General features: G+C 61.3%; 15 protein-coding genes. 1 reads left to right on the top strand and 14 read right to left on the bottom strand.

Annotated elements, in window-relative coordinates:
- Positions 1-178: 178 nt before the first annotated feature.
- The 9 genes from ACR0AD_RS06800 to cbiE form a co-directional block, all read right to left on the bottom strand.
- Positions 179-1,363: a CaiB/BaiF CoA transferase family protein gene (locus tag ACR0AD_RS06800; protein WP_480484237.1), complete on the bottom strand. Its 1,185-nt coding sequence runs from the start codon at positions 1,361-1,363 to the stop codon at positions 179-181.
- Positions 1,350-2,969 carry a thiamine pyrophosphate-binding protein gene (locus ACR0AD_RS06795; RefSeq protein ID WP_480484236.1) on the bottom strand — a complete coding sequence of 540 codons (1,620 nt, stop codon included), beginning with the start codon at positions 2,967-2,969 and terminating at the stop codon, positions 1,350-1,352. Before ACR0AD_RS06795 ends, ACR0AD_RS06800 begins: the two co-directional genes overlap by 14 nt.
- A 79-nt stretch (positions 2,970-3,048) precedes the next feature.
- Positions 3,049-3,507, bottom strand: coding sequence for a DUF302 domain-containing protein (locus ACR0AD_RS06790; RefSeq protein ID WP_480485188.1), 459 nt, complete (start codon positions 3,505-3,507; stop codon positions 3,049-3,051).
- Between the two features lie 87 nt (positions 3,508-3,594).
- Positions 3,595-4,338 (bottom strand): precorrin-6A synthase (deacetylating), encoded by a 744-nt coding sequence (gene cobF, locus ACR0AD_RS06785; protein WP_480484234.1) that lies wholly within the window; start codon positions 4,336-4,338, stop codon positions 3,595-3,597.
- Entirely contained in the window at positions 4,331-5,059 is a 729-nt protein-coding gene (cobA, locus tag ACR0AD_RS06780; protein WP_480485189.1) for a uroporphyrinogen-III C-methyltransferase, read from the bottom strand. The genes cobF and cobA overlap by 8 nt, the downstream gene beginning before the upstream one ends.
- Positions 5,056-6,378, bottom strand: coding sequence for a cobyrinic acid a,c-diamide synthase CobB (locus ACR0AD_RS06775; protein WP_480485190.1), 1,323 nt, complete (start codon positions 6,376-6,378; stop codon positions 5,056-5,058). Before ACR0AD_RS06775 ends, cobA begins: the two co-directional genes overlap by 4 nt.
- Complete coding sequence (cobM, locus tag ACR0AD_RS06770; RefSeq protein ID WP_480484231.1) at positions 6,365-7,159, bottom strand: precorrin-4 C(11)-methyltransferase; 795 nt, start codon at positions 7,157-7,159, stop codon at positions 6,365-6,367. Before cobM ends, ACR0AD_RS06775 begins: the two co-directional genes overlap by 14 nt.
- Positions 7,156-7,524 (bottom strand): cobalamin biosynthesis protein, encoded by a 369-nt coding sequence (locus ACR0AD_RS06765; RefSeq protein ID WP_480484230.1) that lies wholly within the window; start codon positions 7,522-7,524, stop codon positions 7,156-7,158. The genes cobM and ACR0AD_RS06765 overlap by 4 nt, the downstream gene beginning before the upstream one ends.
- Complete coding sequence (cbiE, locus tag ACR0AD_RS06760) at positions 7,521-8,720, bottom strand: precorrin-6y C5,15-methyltransferase (decarboxylating) subunit CbiE (RefSeq protein WP_480485191.1); 1,200 nt, start codon at positions 8,718-8,720, stop codon at positions 7,521-7,523. The genes ACR0AD_RS06765 and cbiE overlap by 4 nt, the downstream gene beginning before the upstream one ends.
- Between cbiE and ACR0AD_RS06755 the strand changes: the two genes are divergently transcribed.
- Complete coding sequence (locus ACR0AD_RS06755) at positions 8,719-9,450, top strand: cobalt-precorrin-6A reductase (protein WP_480485192.1); 732 nt, start codon at positions 8,719-8,721, stop codon at positions 9,448-9,450. The two genes, cbiE and ACR0AD_RS06755, sit on opposite strands and share 2 nt — an antisense overlap.
- On the opposite strand, the gene cobJ is transcribed toward ACR0AD_RS06755, so the two are convergent.
- From cobJ to cobN, 5 genes are read right to left on the bottom strand one after another with little or no spacing between them, the layout of a single operon-like run.
- Positions 9,441-10,205, bottom strand: coding sequence for a precorrin-3B C(17)-methyltransferase (gene cobJ / locus ACR0AD_RS06750; protein WP_480484227.1), 765 nt, complete (start codon positions 10,203-10,205; stop codon positions 9,441-9,443). The genes ACR0AD_RS06755 and cobJ overlap by 10 nt on opposite strands.
- On the bottom strand, positions 10,202-10,930 hold the full coding sequence (locus ACR0AD_RS06745) for a precorrin-2 C(20)-methyltransferase (protein WP_480485193.1): 729 nt from the start codon (positions 10,928-10,930) through the stop codon (positions 10,202-10,204). The genes cobJ and ACR0AD_RS06745 overlap by 4 nt, the downstream gene beginning before the upstream one ends.
- Positions 10,927-11,556 carry a precorrin-8X methylmutase gene (locus ACR0AD_RS06740; RefSeq protein ID WP_480485194.1) on the bottom strand — a complete coding sequence of 210 codons (630 nt, stop codon included), beginning with the start codon at positions 11,554-11,556 and terminating at the stop codon, positions 10,927-10,929. Before ACR0AD_RS06740 ends, ACR0AD_RS06745 begins: the two co-directional genes overlap by 4 nt.
- The gene (locus tag ACR0AD_RS06735; RefSeq protein ID WP_480485195.1) at positions 11,556-12,677 is read right to left on the bottom strand and encodes a cobalamin biosynthesis protein CobG; all 1,122 of its coding nucleotides are present in this window, start codon (positions 12,675-12,677) and stop codon (positions 11,556-11,558) included. The genes ACR0AD_RS06740 and ACR0AD_RS06735 overlap by 1 nt, the downstream gene beginning before the upstream one ends.
- A complete protein-coding gene (gene cobN, locus ACR0AD_RS06730) occupies positions 12,674-15,967 on the bottom strand; it encodes a cobaltochelatase subunit CobN (RefSeq protein ID WP_480485196.1) in 3,294 nt (1,097 codons plus the stop codon). Before cobN ends, ACR0AD_RS06735 begins: the two co-directional genes overlap by 4 nt.
- Between the last annotated feature and the right edge of the window lies 1 nt (position 15,968).

Below are 15,968 nucleotides of genomic sequence, written 5' to 3'. Positions count from 1 at the left end.
CTTGGGTCCAATCTGATTGCGGTATTTGACACTGTTTGATGTAACAGAGTGTGCGAGAGCGGCGTATCAGTATCGACCCCGCTCTCGAATTGGTGAAATGTCGTGTGTGAAAAAGTCGAAAAAATCCGCCGATTCAAAGGCATGTTTCAGCAACTTGCCGCCTAGTTGTGCAAGTGTTTCAATCGTCGAACGGGTTTTCAGCGTTTAATACCCAGTCAGTGTCCGCCCCGCAGGTGGGTGGCGCGCTGCGATATGTTACAGGCGTACGTGACAGGTTCAGGGGATTCCCGATCAGGTTCACCACACCGGGCTGGGCCTGCATCGAAATCTGCATTTTTCGTGCTGCCACCTGTTCCGTATCAAAAACCTGATCCAGCGTCTGTACCGGACCTACGGGCACTTTCACGTCTTCAAGGCCGGAAATCACGGATCGCGTATCCAGACCTTGAACAGCGGGCCGAAGAATGGCGTTCAGCGCATCACGGTGTTCCAGTCGCGCCGGGTTGGTCGCGAATCTGGGGTCGTCGGCAAGTTCAGGTTGTCCCAGGAAACCGCAGAGCTTTCTGAACTGGCCATCATTTCCAACCGCCAGAATGACATGCCCATCGGATGTCTCGTAAACGTCATAAGGCACGATGTTGGGATGCCCGTTTCCACGGCGTTGCGGAACGTCGCCTGAAGTCAGGTAATTGACGCCCTCGTTGATCAGCCATGCGATCTGAGAATCAACAAGTGCCAGATCGACCTGCTGGCCTTCACCGGTCAGGTCGCGGTGGCGCAGCGCGGCCAAAATGCCAACGCTTGCATACATTCCGCACATCACATCAGCGATGCCGACCCCCACTTTCATCGGCGCGCCTTCCGGGTCGCCGGTCAGGGACATGATCCCACCATAACCTTGCGCCATCAGGTCATAGCCGGGTTTGCTGGCGTTCGGCCCTGTTTGGCCGTAACCCGAAATCGAGCAGTAAACGAGGCTGGGGAATTCCTGCGACAGGGCGGCATAGTCCAGCCCGTATTTCGCCAGACCGCCGGGTTTGAAATTCTCGATCAGAATATCCGCGTGTGAGGCCAGCCGTCGGATTTCCGCCTGACCTTTCTCAGTCGCGATATCCAGCGCCACGGATTTCTTGTTTCGGTTCGCTGACATGAAATAGGCGCTCAGGTCCGAGCGGTTGCCGTCGGCATCGGTGACATAGGGCGGACCCCATTGCCGTGTGTCGTCGCCCCCGGTGGCAGGGTTTTCGATCTTGATGACGCTTGCGCCCAGATCACCCAGCAACTGCGTGCAGGTCGGCCCGGCCAGAATACGGCTGAGGTCCAGAACCTTGACGCCCTTCAGCGGGCCCTCAGATGCGGCCATCGTATCCTCCACGGTCGATTTCAGCGGCGATGACGGTAAATGTCTCGGCCTTTACAGCAGCTTCAAGTGCTGCACGCAACTCTGCCCGGTTGCGGACAGTGTGGCCGTTCCCACCAAATGCACGGCCCATGGCCGCGAAGTCATGGTGACCGAAATCCACGCCATTCTTGCCCATTTGCCGCTGCCGCTGTTTCAACTCGATAAGGGCAAGGCTGGCATCAACGAAGACAAGAAAGATCGGATTGCCGCCCATTTCAGCCGCCGTCGACAATTCCCCGGCGACCATCAGAAACCCGGCATCACCCGAAAAGCTGATCACCGGGCGGTCAGGCTCGGCCAGTTTCAGGCCAATGGCCATTGGGACAGCACAGCCCATGGTGCAGAGCGCCGAGGATTGGATCAGCCCACGTTCCTCGCTGCAGTCCCACATCTGGCTCAGCAGAATGCGATGCGCGCCGCTGTCGGCGGTTGCCAGCGTTTCGGGGCGCAGGGTAGCGCGCGTTTCGGCGATGACCGCTGCGGGCCCCCAGTCCTCATCAGTGGGAAAGGCCTGTGCCAGAGCAGATTTGACCTGCGCGGGCTCACCACCCGGCCACGTTGCGCGGGCAGGGTTTCCCTTGGCGATGGCCTCCAGCGTCTCGCCCGTGTCGGCCACCAGATTAAGACCCGCCTGATGCATGTAGTGGTCATTGATCACCGCGGATATATCGATGACGCGCTTTTCTTCGGGGTCCCAGATTTCGCGCCAGCCGGGGCGCATTTCGATCGGGTCATACCCCAGACACAGCACCAGATCGGCGTGTTCGACCAATGGGACAAGGTGCTTGTCTGCCAATGGCGACAGGCCAGCGCCGCCCAGACACAAAGGGTGATCTTCGGGAACAACACCCTTGGCCTTGTAGGTGGTCACAAATGGAATTCCGAAATGTTCCAAAAACGCCTGCACCACACTGCGCGAGTCGTCATAGAGGACATCGAGACCGATAATGGCGATGGGGCGCTCGGCCTCAGCCACCCAGCGCCGGGCTTTTTCAAGGCATTCACCATTGGGACTGACAGGCGCGACCTTGGCCAGACGGCGGCGTTTCACACCAGTCACTGGCGTATCGGCGACCGAGATCGGAACATCGATATGGACCGGGCCCGGTCGCGGCTGTGTGGCCAGTGACACCGCCTTGTCTGCGATGATATCCGCGCCCTTGGCCGTCAGTGTGAACGTGCCCTTGGTGATGGAACGGTAAACCTGGCTGTGATCCATGACCTGATGAGTATAGGTCAGCGCCTCGTCCGCATCGACGCAACCGGTCAGAACGATCATCGGAACACGGTCCTGCAACGCATTGGCCACCACATTGATGCCGTTCATCGCGCCCGGACCCAAAGTGGCGACCAGAATCGCAGGCGCGCCGTCGCGGTGATGCACGGCCTCGGCCATGAATCCGGCCGAGTTTTCATGTTTTGTCAGATGAAAGGTGATGCCCGCCTTTTCAAGCGCATCCACCAGTGTCAGGACCTCACCCCCCGGCATTCCAAAGGCGTGGCGGCACCCCGCTTCGTACAGGCGTTGGGCCAGAAGATCGGCGGCGCGCGGCGTGGGGTCCTGCATCAGTCATGCTCCGAGATAACCGTTTCGAAGCAGATTGCGGAGGACGCCACCAGACGCAAGGCGGATCACGTCAGTGTGACTATTTGACTGCGTCTTCAGCGACGGATTGAAAGGTTTTATCCAGTTCCGCGGCAATGTCCTGCAAGGCTTGCCCGCCTTCCGCCATGTAAGGGTCAAACACGAAACTGGGGGTCTTGTAAGACAGGGTTGCGGTTCCGTCCTCGTTCTCGGCGACATAGAAACGGATCGGTGCTTCGATCATCGCATTGGTAGAGGTTTCCAGCACCCTTACGGCGTAATCGTTGTTGAACGCGCCAATCACCAGATTGCCCGGAATGGTGATCCCGCGCGCCGCAGCTGCCTTGGTGGGTCCAGCCTGCGTCACCACTATCAATCCGTTGTCCTTGATCGCAACCTTGGTTGCATCGACCAGTTCCGAGTAGGTCTTGTCCGCAGGAAACACAGCCCATCCGGCCGGAACGTCCTGCGCCCAAACGGGTAAAGCGATCAGGCAAAGCAAGGGAATGAGGGCTTTCATTGTCACGTCTCCTGTATTGAGGTGCACCCTGTGTGCCAGACCTGACCGACCCGCGACATCACAAACCCGTGTTCATGTGCCCGTGCGTTACTTCCGCCGCATCTTCAACAGGTAGATATCCATGATCCAGCCATGTTCGGCGCGGGCTTTCGCCCGGGTCTCAAGGATATTCTGCGCAACCTCATCCAGCGGGCCACTGATCAGAACCTCTTCTTTCATACCCACATAGGCGCCCCACCAGATGTCATAATCTGCCAAATCAAGGGTTTGGAACGAGCATTCGCCGTCCAGCATCACAGCGACGTTCGAGGCCGCATCAGGCCAGCCTTCATCCCGGATACGACGACCGGTTGTGACAACGTAGGGCGCGCCCAGATCATTGATCGGGATCGCATGGGCGGCGGTCAGCGCCTGCAAGGCGGTGATGCCGGGGATAACCTTGGTATTGGGTTGCGGGTTCAACCGGGCAGCGATGCGCAGTGAGCTGTCATAGAGGGACGGATCCCCCCAAATCAGCAGCGCGACATGCTGCGCCTCTGGATGCGCGGCAATGGCCGCTTGCCAGCGCAGGGCGATGGTGTCGTGCCATTCATCGACACCGCGCAGGTAGCCATCGTCGGCCTGGCGCTGGGGAATATCGAAATAGGCAATCTGCGGCGGCGTTTCGGCGACACGCTCGATGATCGCTTCACGCAGCCCGGCCAGATCAGCCTTGTTTTCCCCCTTGCGTGGAATCAGGATCAAATCCGCCGCCCGGATCGCCTGCGCGCCTTGAAACGTTACATGATCCGGATTGCCGGTGCCGATGCCGATCAAGCTCAGATCAATCATCGTCGAACTCCGCCAGCGGACCATAAAGGATCAGCGCCGGTGCTTTGCCAATCTCGGTTTTCAGCTGCTCTGCCAGCGCGCCAATCGTGGCGCGCTGCAGCTTTTGGTCGGGGGTCGAGACGGATTCGGCCATAAGCGCCGGAGTATCCAACGGCAATCCTTGCGTGTGCAGGGCTTCGACCAGCAGGGGAAAGGTGCGCTTGCCCATGAAAACGACGGTCGTGGCCTGCGGATCAGCCAGCGCCTTGAGGTTCAGGTCGTCGGGCAACTCACCACTGACGTCATGGCCGGTCACGAACTGGACCCGCCGGGCCGTGAGCCTGCGCGTCAATGGAATGCCTGCGGCCGCTGCCGCTGCCACTGCTGAGGGGACGCCGGGAATAATCTCATAGGCGATTCCGGCTGTGCGCAGGGCGACAAGCTCTTCCTCAAGCCGTCCGAACATACCGCCGTCGCCTGATTTCAGGCGCACCACATGCTGACCGGACTGCGCGTAATCCACCAACAACCGGCTGACATGGCCCTGCTTGGGGGACGGACGACCGGCCCGCTTTCCGACGCCAACCAGATCCGCATCGTCGCGCGCATGGCTCAGGATCGGGCCGCTGCTGAGATCGTCGAACAGGATCGCATCGGCCTTTTGCATCCGGTCCACCGCCTTGAGTGTCAGCAGTTCCGGATCACCGGGGCCAGAGCCGATGAAAGAAACAAAGCCGCTCATGCCGACGCCTCCGCAATCAGGTGAAAGAACGTGCCAGTGACATTGCCACGCAGTGATCCGGTTTGCGGACCTTCTTCCCCTTCGGCGTCAAACACGCGTGCCAATGGGGCGTCCGGTTGATCCACGATCGAGGAATAGTGGAACTCGTGCCCGCGCAAGGCTGCGCCTTTGGCAAAGCCGGGCATGGGGGCCAACAACTCGGCTTTTCTGTAGCCAAGATTGAACTTGCGCTTCTGGTAGGATGTGACGAGCCCCAGCAAGCCGGCCATTTCATGTTGCACGCCGTCCTTGTCGATCAGCGCCTGACCAAGTGCCATGTAGCCGCCGCATTCTCCGTGCACCGGCTTTGTTTCCGCATGTTTTCGCAAACCACTCAGGAAGGTGGTGGCCGCTGCCAATGTTCCGGCGTGCAATTCGGGGTACCCGCCGGGCAGCCAGACCAGATCGGCATCCGCCGCCGGAAGTTCGTTCGCCAAGGGGGAAAAAGGCAAGATCTCGGCACCCGCATCGTGCCACCCCTGCAAAAGGTGGGGGTAGGTAAAGGAAAAGGCGGCATCGCGGGCCAGCGCGATCCGCTGGGCGGGGGGGCGCGGCAGCGCGGCTGACGATGGCCCGCCGGGGCCTGAGGAAGCCGCCCGCTTGATTGCGTCAAGGTCCACATGTTCTCGCAAGAACGCGGCATAACCTACAATGGCGCTTTCCAGATCGGGATGTTCGACCGCCTGAATAAGTCCCAGATGCCGCTCGGGCAGGGTCAAATCACCACGCCGGGGCAGGACGCCCAGAACAGGCAGGCCCGCGCGCTCCATCCCCAGACGGGTCAGGCGTTCATGGCGGGGGCTGGCGCATCGGTTCAGGATCACTCCGGCAAAGGGCAGGTCAGGATTGTACATCCTGAACCCCAGCGCCGTTGCCGCCGCTGATTGTGCCTGCCCGCCCACATCCAACACAAGCACAACGGGCCAGCCCATGCGCAGGGCGGTCTCGGCGCTTGAACCGTGTCCAACTTCGCCGGGCTTTGCGACACCGTCGAACAAACCCATCGAGCCCTCGGCCACCACAATGTCAGCGCCTTCAGCCTGAGCGGAAATAGCGCTGAACAGGGGATCCGTCATTGCCCAGCTGTCCAGATTGAACGAAGCCCGCCCGGCAGCCGCCCGGTGAAAGGCGGGATCGATATAATCCGGCCCGCTTTTAAAGGGTTGCACGGTCAGGCCATCTTCGGCCAGCGCGCGCAAAAGGCCCAGCATGACCGTCGTCTTGCCGGTACCCGAAGATGGTGCTGAAATCAGAATACCCGGAGGGTTAGTCATCACCATGGCTCCAGCTTGACCAAGGGCTGTCGGCACTTTGCGGGCGATAGCGGCGGTCGTAATCTCTGGAATAAAGACAGCTTTCGTCAAATCCCTCACCGGCCAGCGCGGGGCCGACCATGATCAAAGCGGTGCGCGAGATGCTTTCGTCCAGCGACCCTTTCAGGGTTTCCAGCGTTGCGCGGATGATCTTTTCATCCGGCCAGCTTGCGCGATACACAACGGCCACCGGACAATCGGCGCCATAAGCCGGGATCAGGTCTGCGATAACCTTGTCCAGATTGCCGATTGACAGATGAATAGCCAAAGTCGCGCCGGTACGGGCAAAATTCACCAGCGTTTCACCTTCGGGCATGGATGACGCGCGCCCCGGCGTCCGGGTCAGAACCACCGATTGCGCCAGTCCCGGCAGGGTCAGTTCGGCGCCCAGGGCCGCTGCGGCGGCGGCAAAGGATGGTACGCCAGGGGTCACACTGACCGGAATGCCCATTTCTTTAAGGCGGCGGATCTGTTCGCCCATCGCCGACCAGACTGACAAATCGCCCGAATGCAGCCGCGCCACATCCTGACCCGCTTTATGCGCGACTTCGATCTCGGCCATGATCTGGTCCAGATCCATGGGCGCAGTGTTGATGATTTTTGCGTCTTTGGGGCAGTGGCTCAGAATTTCCTCGGGCACAAGTGATCCGGCATATAGGCACACAGGGCACGAGGCGATGATGTCGCGCCCGCGCAATGTCAACAGGTCTGCAGCGCCCGGTCCGGCGCCGATGAAATGAACGGTCATGTTTGTCCTCCGATGGCGATGGCGCAGGTGGCCAGCCGGTCGTCCGAAATGTGTCTGGGTGAAAGCAGCCGCGCGCCGGACCCGGCGGCGGCAAGGGCCGATGCTTCGGCAACGCTGCCGGTGCCATAAGTGGCGCGGCTGCGGTTAGAGCATGTCAGGGTGCGTTGTCCGGCCAAATCGGCAGCCGCCACGAAATGCAGCGGAAGAGCAAGGCTTTCCGCAAAGGCCACCAGCGCAGAGTGGCCGCTTTTGTCGGCAACCGTCGCCAGAGCTTGGACATCATGGCTGGCCGCTGCCGCGTCATAGGCGGCGCGCAAACTGTCTGTCGTCGCGTCTGATGAAAAGCCCAAACCTGCCACGATCATAGCGTCACGCTCCACTGTACGACTGGATAGGCAGCCTTCCAGCCGCGCCGCGGTCCGAGCGGTGCAGAATGTGCCAGTTCGATCCGCAAAAGGTCTCCGCCCAGGTCTTCGTGCCATCGCGCCAACAGGGCTTCGCTTTCCAGCGTTACCGCATTGGCGACCAACCGGGTGCCAGCGGGCAAGGCATCGCGAAGCCACGCCAGCAGGCTAGTGCTGAGCCCACCGCCGATGAAAACCACGTCCGGCAGGGGCAATCCGGCCAGCGCTTCGGGTGCGGTACCGTGGACAACTTGTAACCGATCCTGCCCCAGCGCGTCGGCATTGCGACGAATGCGTTCGGCCCTGTCGGCACGGGGTTCGATACTGGTGGCGGTCATGGTCGGGTCGCACATCAGCCATTCGATGCTGATCGAGCCGGTGCCACCGCCAATGTCCCACAGATGCTCACCTCTCTGTGGCGCCAATGCGGACAGGGTCAGCGCCCGGATCGGGCGTTTGGTGATCTGGCCGTCGGTTTCAAAAAGATCATCTGGCTTGCCCGAGGCCTTGGACAGTCCCCGCCCAGTGCCGGTCACTTCCAACCCGACGCAGACGGGATGATCAAAGGTTCCCAGCAAAGCTTCGGTCAGGCTCACTGTCTGGACGCTTTCACGCGGGCCGCCGAGGGCCTGCATCACATGCAACGCGCTGTCGGCAAATCCGGTTTCGCTAAGATATGTCGCCAGTTCAGCAACTGCCTTGCCGTCACGCAATAGCGCAATGGCATGAAGTCCCGGGGCCAGATGCGGTCGCAATCGGGTCAAAGGCGCAGCGTGCAGGCCAAAGGTCAGCGTGCTTTCCAAAGGCCAGCCCAGCCGCGCAGCGGCCAGCGAAAATGTGGACTGGCCGGGCAGGGCGGTCCACTCGTTGGCATCGAAGTTACGCGCGATGACGGACCCCGCGCCAAACCAGAACGGATCACCTGACGCCAGAACCACCGTCTGCCGTCCGCGCAGGCCTTTCAGGATCGGCAATCCGTCCGAGAACGGCACCGGCCATTCGACGCGCTCAGCCTCGTTTTCCGGCAGCAGCGACAGGTGACGAGGCGGCCCCATGATCACTTCGGCCCGGTCCAGCACTTGACGGCTTGCAGGCGACAGGCCATCAAACCCATCTTCGCCCAATCCCAGAACGGTCAGCCACGGAGTTTCAGACATGCCCAACCTCCTGATTCTTGGCGGCACGACCGAGGCCAACGCTTTGGCCAAAGCTGTTGCGGAACAAGGGATTGCGGCTGTGTATTCTTATGCGGGACGGGTGGAAACCCCGCGTCCGCAGCCGTTGCCGGTGCGAGTTGGCGGGTTTGGCGGCCCGGAAGGTCTGGCCCAATACATCCGTGAAAACGCGATCACCCATGTCGTGGATGCGACCCATCCATTTGCGGCGCAGATGAGCCGGAACGCGATTGAGGCGTGTCACACAACGCAGGTTCCACTGGCCGCCTTGACCCGCGCGGCGTGGAAGCCGCAACCCGGCGATGTCTGGCACCGCGTGCCCGATATCACTGCCGCCGTCGATGCGCTTGCAGGTGATCCGCAGCGTGTGTTCCTGGCTGTCGGGCGTATGCATCTTGAAGACTTTGCAGCCCAGCCCCAGCATCACTACCTGCTGCGTCTGGTGGACGAGCCTGACAGCGTGCCTTTTCCTTTGGCGCAGGTTGTCGTGTCCCGGGGTCCTTTTGCAGAAGCCGATGACCGCGCATTGATGCAGCAACACAGGACGCAACTTGTGGTGTCCAAGAACGCGGGCGGCTTGGGCGCGCGTGCCAAGCTGGACGCAGCGCGGGCGCTGGGCCTGCCAGTGCTTATGATCGAGCGCCCTGTTCTGCCAAAGCGGACCGAGCTTTCGACTGTCGCACAGGTGCTGGACTGGGTGTCTCATCCCTGATCCTCGACCGGGGTGAAGCGTGGCGTATAGACGATCGGCGTGCCTTTGCGTTCGATGACCCGGGTGCGCGACGAACCGACAATAACCACGGTTTGCATATCCGCCATCTCGGGCGTGGCCTCGGCCAGAGTAGAAACCCGGATCACCTCATCCGCTCGTGACACGGCGCGCGCAAACAGGATCACCCGCTCGGGCTCGCATTCTTCGCGTAGGATTTCCAGTGTCTTTACAAAGCCTTCCGGGCGAGACTTCGAGCGGGGATTATAGAAGGCCATCGAAAAATCGGCTTGCGCAGCCAAGCGCAAGCGTTTTTCGATCAGCGTCCAAGGCTTTAGGTTGTCGCTAAGGTTGATGGCGCAGAAATCATGCCCCATCGGAGCGCCCGCGCGGGCAGATGCGGCCAGCATCGCGGTGATCCCCGGCAGCACATCTATCTGAATGTCACGCCATTCTGTTGGGCCATTCTCCAACGCTTCGAACACAGCGGCAGCCATTGCAAACACACCGGGATCGCCCGAGGACACAACAACCACCCGCCTGCCTTCGACGGCCATTTGCAGCGCGTGTTGCGAGCGGTCGATTTCAACCCGGTTATCACTGGCGTGCAGGGTCAGGCCGGGTCGGTCGGCCACGCGGGCTACATAAGGGATGTAGCCCACCACATCGGTGGCGTCGGCCAAAGCCGCTGTAACCTCGGGGGTGACCAGCGCCTCGTCCCCCGGACCAAGGCCTGCGATCTTGACCCATCCGCTCATGGTCGGCGCCCCTGACCATGAACAACGATGATCGAGAAATACGGGGTAATCTTCTCGCAGGCCTCAGACAATTTTGTCACCGTCTGATTCGGCATTTGCGCGTATTCGACAATCCATGCGCGGTCATACAGACCAGAGGTTTTCAGCGCGCGTTTCACCTTGTCGATGTTCCGCCCGATTTTCATCACGACCAAAGCATCTGTCTGCGCCATGCGTTCAGCCAGAACTTTCTCGGGCAGGGTGCCGACCAGCACGGTCAGCACATCGTCCCCCCAGGTGATCGGATCGCCCGTGGCCGTCCACGCACCGGACATACCCGTGATGGCTGGCACAACCTCAACCGGAGCTTCGTCACGCAACCGATTGTAAAGATGCATGAACGAGCCGTAGAAAAACGGATCACCCTCGCAAAGGACCACCACATCCTCACCCTGTGCCGACAGCGTCTTCAGGTGTGCTGTGCACTCTTCATAAAACGCGGCCAGCAATTCATTATAACGCGGATCGGTGACCGGAATCTCGGTGGTCACTGGGTATTCCATCGGGAATTCAATCGCGCCTTCGGGGATCATCCCGTTGACGATTTTGCGGGCCTGACCGCTTCGACCCGGTTTGCGAAAGAATGCCACGTGCTTGGCGTTGCGCAGAAGGCGATCGGCCCGGACACTCATCAGATCTGGGTCACCGGGGCCAAGGCCCACACCGTATATGGTACCCATTTTCATTCCGCCCGGCTTGCGATGGCGTTGATTGCTGCAACGGTGATGGCGCTGCCACCCAGACGGCCATTGACAATGCAGGACGGAACGGGTTGCGCCTGCCACAACGCGTCTTTGGACTCCATCGCTCCGACAAATCCGACCGGGCAGCCGATGATCGCAGCAGGGCGCGGGCAATCGGGGTCTTCCAGCATGTTCAGCAAGTGAAACAGCGCGGTGGGCGCGTTTCCGATGGCGACCAGAGCACCTTCCAGATGCGGTCGCCAGAGTTCCAGCGCAGCGGCCGAACGGGTGTTGCTCATCTCGGCGGCCAGAGGGCGCACACGTTCGTCATGTAGGGTGCAGATCACCTGATTGTCTGCAGGCAGACGGAAGCGGGTCACACCCTCGCTGACCATGCGCGCGTCACACAGGATCGCCGCGCCGTTTTCCAGCGCCGTGCGTGCGGTCTGCACAAATCCGGGTGAGAAATGTACAAACTCCTCCAGCCCGACCATGCCGGCGGCGTGGATCATCCGAACGGCGACCTGCTCTTCATCGGCATCAAAGCGGGTCAGATCAGCCTCGGACCGGATGGTGGCAAAGCTTTCCTTGTAGATCGCCGCGCCATCAGTTTCGTAAGTGTAGGGCATCAGGTGAAGTCCATGGTCATGAGTGTTTCGGGGGCGAGCCCGCGTTGGCAGGGCTCATCCCCTGCGCGGCCCTTTTTGACAAGATCAAATCGCCCGTTGTTTCCGACCACTGTGATGTCGGCCGGGCCCATATGGGCGCATCCTTTGGCGCAGCCCGAGACATGCAGGCGACCGGGAATACGCTGGGCCAATGCACGGGCGATGTCGCGGGTTTCCACTTGCGCTTGCGGGCAGAACGGCGCGCCGGGGCAGGCGTCGGTTGTCATCATCGGATCGGCTCCGTCCGTGACAAAATTCGGGGCGGGTATCGCCGCCCCGCTTTCCAGCAGGATCAGTCGCCACGGGGTGACACGCAGGGCTGAAGCGCCGCTGGCTTCAATCAGTTCACAAAGCTTGCGCGCAGGCAGCGAGCCGAACGCCGCGCCATAGAGAGCGCCCAGTTCACAGGGGCCGGGTTGCAGTTTTTCACCGATTGGACCGGGGGCAAATCCCTGCCATTCCTGTGGCAACGCGTGAGTGACCCGCGCCATGCGACGTGTCTCGGCCGTATAAGTCTGGGCAAACCATTGGGCCAGTGCGATCACGTGGTCAATGGCGTCATCCTCGGTCACACATCGCCCGGTTTTGCAGCCGTCGGCGCGCAGGATCAGACCGTCGGCACCCAGTTCCAGACGAATATCTGCGGAATCTGAGGCTAACAGGCGCTTCGGGCATGTATCTATGGCAAAACCAAACTTAGCGGGCAGAGCAGGCAATTCGGCCAGTCGATCAATCAACTCCTGTGTCAGCCGCGCGGTCAAATCGCCCGCCTGATAGAGCGGTGTAACCAGAATATTGCGGCGTACTTCGATGCCGGGTTCCGCATCAAACAAGTTCAGCGCTGCAAGTTCCACAAGCAACGGCTGGTGGTCGCGCTCATCCACGCCGCGCAGTTGCAGGTTGGCACGATTGGTCAGGTCGATGGTGCCATTGCCGAACCGTTCAGCCAGTTCGCACAAACCAAGAGCCTGCCTGGCGTTCAGTCGCGCCAGACGCGGACGGACCCGCACGACCAGCCCGTCGCCTGACATCATCGGACGATGCGCGCCGGGACACCAGCCTTGAACGATAGGTGCACTCATCCCAAACCCTCCAAATCGGCCCGGATCGAATTCCGGCGTGTGTTCCAAAGCCCCGCTTCCAGCAATGCACGGAACCTGTCTTGCATGGCCTGATGGGCCTTCGGGTTGACCTCTTGCAGAAAGGCATCAACGGCCTCATTGCCCAATGTGGCTTCGTGGTAGAGATCAAACAGATGCGGAGCGACAGTGCCCGACAGATGTGCGAATGAGGCCATGTGATCCAGCGTCGCCGCGATCTCGGCGGCGCCGCGAAACCCATGGCGCTGCATCCCGGCAATCCAGCCGGGGTTGGCAGCGCGGGCATGAACGACGCGGCTGATTTCTTCCGGCAGAGTCCGGGCGCGCGGATTATCGGGGTTGGTGTTGTCCAGATGGTAAAGCTGAGCGGTGCCACCAGTGATGTTTTTGGCGGCGGCAAAACCGGCCTCATGCGTGGCATAATCGTTGGCCAGCAGCAGGTCAGTTTCTGTCAGATCCTGGAGGTGAACAAAACTGTCGGCCTTGGCGACACGATCCGTGATCCCCGCTTTGTCCTGCGCGATGTGTTCACCTTCCAGCGCGTACGAACTGGCCTCAAGCCATGCCTCCCCGGCTTGGGCGCGCGCCTCGTCCGTATAGGTCTCGGACAGATGGGTCATGTTCAGGCCGTAACTGCCGGGTGCCGGGCCAAACACCCGCGCAGCCGGGGCGTGACCGGCATAGGGGTTCCAGTCGGTCGCTTCGTCACGCTCTGACAATGCCCGAACCGCCTGACCATAGAGGGCTGACAACGTGGGGAACACATCGCGAAACAAGCCCGAAACCCGCAAGGTGACGTCCAGGCGCGGGCGGCTCAGGTCGGTGATGGGCAGCACTTCAATACCCGAAACCCGCTCGGATCCCTTATCCCAAACCGGCTTTACACCCAGCAGGTGCAGGGCCATGGCGAATTCTTCGCCCGCAGTGCGCATGGTGGCCGATCCCCACAGATCGACAATCAGCCCTTTCGGGTAATCGCCTTCCTCCTGCAAGTGCCGCCGTACCAGTTCCTCGGCCAGTTTCACGCCTTGCGTGTAGGCTGCGCGGGTGGGCACAGACCGCGGGTCGGTGGTGAACAGGTTTCGCCCGGTCGGCAGCACGTCAGAGCGGCCCCGATAGGGCGAGCCGGACGGGCCAGCCTCGATCCGCTTGCCAGCCAACGCATTGATCAGTGCCTTGCGTTCGGCATGGGCGGATGGGGCTGGGTCGAAACTGCCGATCACATCCGGAACACGCCCATAGACGTGCAGCCCGTCGCCAAACTGGCTTTCTTTGATATCGCAGACAAAGCGGTCGATGCGCGTGATTGCTTCCGCGGTGCTGGTGGCCTGGTTCAGGCCCAGATCGTGCTCCAGCCCAATGGCTTGCGCCTCATCCCGGATATCTTCCTGCAACCGGTCACGGCGTCTGGGGTCAAGGCCGTCCGCGTTTGAGAACTCGTCCAGCAGGGCTTCCAGCCGCACCATCCGGTCAGGCGTTCCGCTTTCTTTCATGGGGGGCGGGATGTGGCCCAGGGTCACGGCGCCGATCCGGCGTTTGGCTTGCGCGGCCTCGCCCGGGTCGTTGACTATAAACGGGTAGACCACCGGCAGGTCACGGATCAGCGCCTCGGGCCAGCAGTCTGCTGATAGGGCGACCGATTTGCCGGGCAGCCATTCCAGTGTGCCATGCGCACCGATATGGATCAGCGCATCCGCGCCAAGACCTTTGCGCAGCCACAAATAGAAGGCGACATAGCTATGGCGCGGGGTACGCGAAAGGTCGTGATAGTCGTCATCACGCAGTTCGGGTGTTCCGCGCTCTGGTTGCAGTGCGACCAGCGCCTTGCCGCGTCGCAAAGCCGTGAAGTGAAACGCACCCTGAGTGAAAGTTGGGTCTTGCTCAGGATTGCCCCATACGGTGTGCAGATCGGTGCGCAGGGTTTGGGGCAATTCAGCGAGTGCGCTCAGATAATCCTCAAGCGGCCACGATATCCGGGCGTCCAAGAGTGCGTCGGCAACCGGATCGCCAGCCGCGATGTCGTAGCCTTCACCGCAAAGATCAGACAGCATCGCCTCAGCTGAGGCCAGCGCGTCGAGACCAACCGCATGGGCCATTTGCCAGTCTTTGCCGGGATATGTGGACAGTACCAACGCGGGGATCTGGTCTGCCTTGGGTTTGTCATTCAGGACAAGCCAGCCCGATACCCGGTCGATGATCGCCTCGATCCGGTCCGGCTCGGCCCGATGCGCAAAACGCGAGTATTCCAAATGCGGGTCGCGCTTGCCCGGCTCTTTGAATGAGGCAACGCCTGCCGATATTCGCCCGTCCACTTCGGGCAATACCACATGCATGGCGAGGTCGGCGGGTGACAGGCCGCGTTCGGCCTCGGCCCAGGCCTTGCGTCGCGAGGTGGCGAGAGCGACCTGAAACACCGGTACATCCGCTGCGTCCAGAGGCGACGTGCCGGACGCGCCCTTGCCCGAGAATGAAGTGGCGTTGATGATCGCCGACGGTCTCAAGGCAACGACCTGCTCCCTGAGCCAGTCGGCAGCGGCCGGGGCCTTGAGCGACGGGGCAAACAGACCCACCGCCAGAAGCCCGCGGGCGCGCAGGCTGCGGATCAGGGCCGCGACCGGGGCGGTGTCTGCGGATGTCAGATACGCGCGATAAAAGGTGACAAGGATGCGTTTCGCATCGTTCTGGAATGCGGAACCCAACGGGATGACGCCCTGATCTGGACACCACGCACCGTATTCGGGCAGGGTTTTCGCGCCCATCACTGGCCCGGCATAAAGCCCTGCTGCCAAGGCCATCTGGGCCAATGCGGCCTGCGCGGCGACTTCTCCGCCGGTGTCACACAAATGTGCCAGCCGCCTCAGGGTCGAGAGGGGCAGGGTCGAATACTCATCCAACCGAGTGTCTTCACGCCCATCCGCCGGTAATACGGCCAGTGCGATGCCTTTGGCCTGCGCCAGTGCCAGAACCTGTTGCAACCCGTAAGACCAATAGGGCACGCCACCTATCAGACGGATCAGGATGCCCTTTGCGCCCTCAAGTGTCTGTTCGACATAGGTATCGACGGACAGAGGGTGCTTCAGCGCCGCAAGATTGGCCAGCCGCAGGGGTGGCATCCGCCCCTCAGGTCCGCCGCCGCGATGCCAGCCCGCCGCGAAAGCGCCCAGGTCACTGTCGGAAAAGGACAGCACAACCAGATCAGCCGGGCTTTGGCCCAGATCGGTTGGGGTCTCGGTTTCCTCGAGCCCGTGGCTTTCGCGAAAGACGACGTGCATG

This window comes from Ruegeria sp. BH8 (genome assembly GCF_056538065.1).
This window is presented reverse-complemented; position numbering and strand designations above follow the sequence as displayed.

What these genes read in the sequence shown, in the direction of transcription:
- cbiE (WP_480485191.1), bottom strand. Translation starts at nt 8,720, where the DNA reads ATGTCTGAAACTCCGTGGCTGACCGTTCTGGGATTGGGCGAAGATGGG.
- cobA (WP_480485189.1), bottom strand. Translation starts at nt 5,059, where the DNA reads ATGAGCGGCTTTGTTTCTTTCATCGGCTCTGGCCCCGGTGATCCGGAA.
- ACR0AD_RS06765 (WP_480484230.1), bottom strand. Translation starts at nt 7,524, where the DNA reads ATGATCGTGGCAGGTTTGGGCTTTTCATCAGACGCGACGACAGACAGT.
- cobJ (WP_480484227.1), bottom strand. Translation starts at nt 10,205, where the DNA reads ATGAGCGGATGGGTCAAGATCGCAGGCCTTGGTCCGGGGGACGAGGCG.
- ACR0AD_RS06800 (WP_480484237.1), bottom strand. Translation starts at nt 1,363, where the DNA reads ATGGCCGCATCTGAGGGCCCGCTGAAGGGCGTCAAGGTTCTGGACCTC.
- ACR0AD_RS06795 (WP_480484236.1), bottom strand. Translation starts at nt 2,969, where the DNA reads ATGCAGGACCCCACGCCGCGCGCCGCCGATCTTCTGGCCCAACGCCTG.
- ACR0AD_RS06775 (WP_480485190.1), bottom strand. Translation starts at nt 6,378, where the DNA reads ATGGTGATGACTAACCCTCCGGGTATTCTGATTTCAGCACCATCTTCG.
- ACR0AD_RS06745 (WP_480485193.1), bottom strand. Translation starts at nt 10,930, where the DNA reads ATGAAAATGGGTACCATATACGGTGTGGGCCTTGGCCCCGGTGACCCA.
- cobM (WP_480484231.1), bottom strand. Translation starts at nt 7,159, where the DNA reads ATGACCGTTCATTTCATCGGCGCCGGACCGGGCGCTGCAGACCTGTTG.
- cobF (WP_480484234.1), bottom strand. Translation starts at nt 4,338, where the DNA reads ATGATTGATCTGAGCTTGATCGGCATCGGCACCGGCAATCCGGATCAT.
- ACR0AD_RS06740 (WP_480485194.1), bottom strand. Translation starts at nt 11,556, where the DNA reads ATGCCCTACACTTACGAAACTGATGGCGCGGCGATCTACAAGGAAAGC.
- ACR0AD_RS06735 (WP_480485195.1), bottom strand. Translation starts at nt 12,677, where the DNA reads ATGAGTGCACCTATCGTTCAAGGCTGGTGTCCCGGCGCGCATCGTCCG.
- ACR0AD_RS06755 (WP_480485192.1), top strand. Translation starts at nt 8,719, where the DNA reads ATGCCCAACCTCCTGATTCTTGGCGGCACGACCGAGGCCAACGCTTTG.
- ACR0AD_RS06790 (WP_480485188.1), bottom strand. Translation starts at nt 3,507, where the DNA reads ATGAAAGCCCTCATTCCCTTGCTTTGCCTGATCGCTTTACCCGTTTGG.
- cobN (WP_480485196.1), bottom strand. Translation starts at nt 15,967, where the DNA reads ATGCACGTCGTCTTTCGCGAAAGCCACGGGCTCGAGGAAACCGAGACC.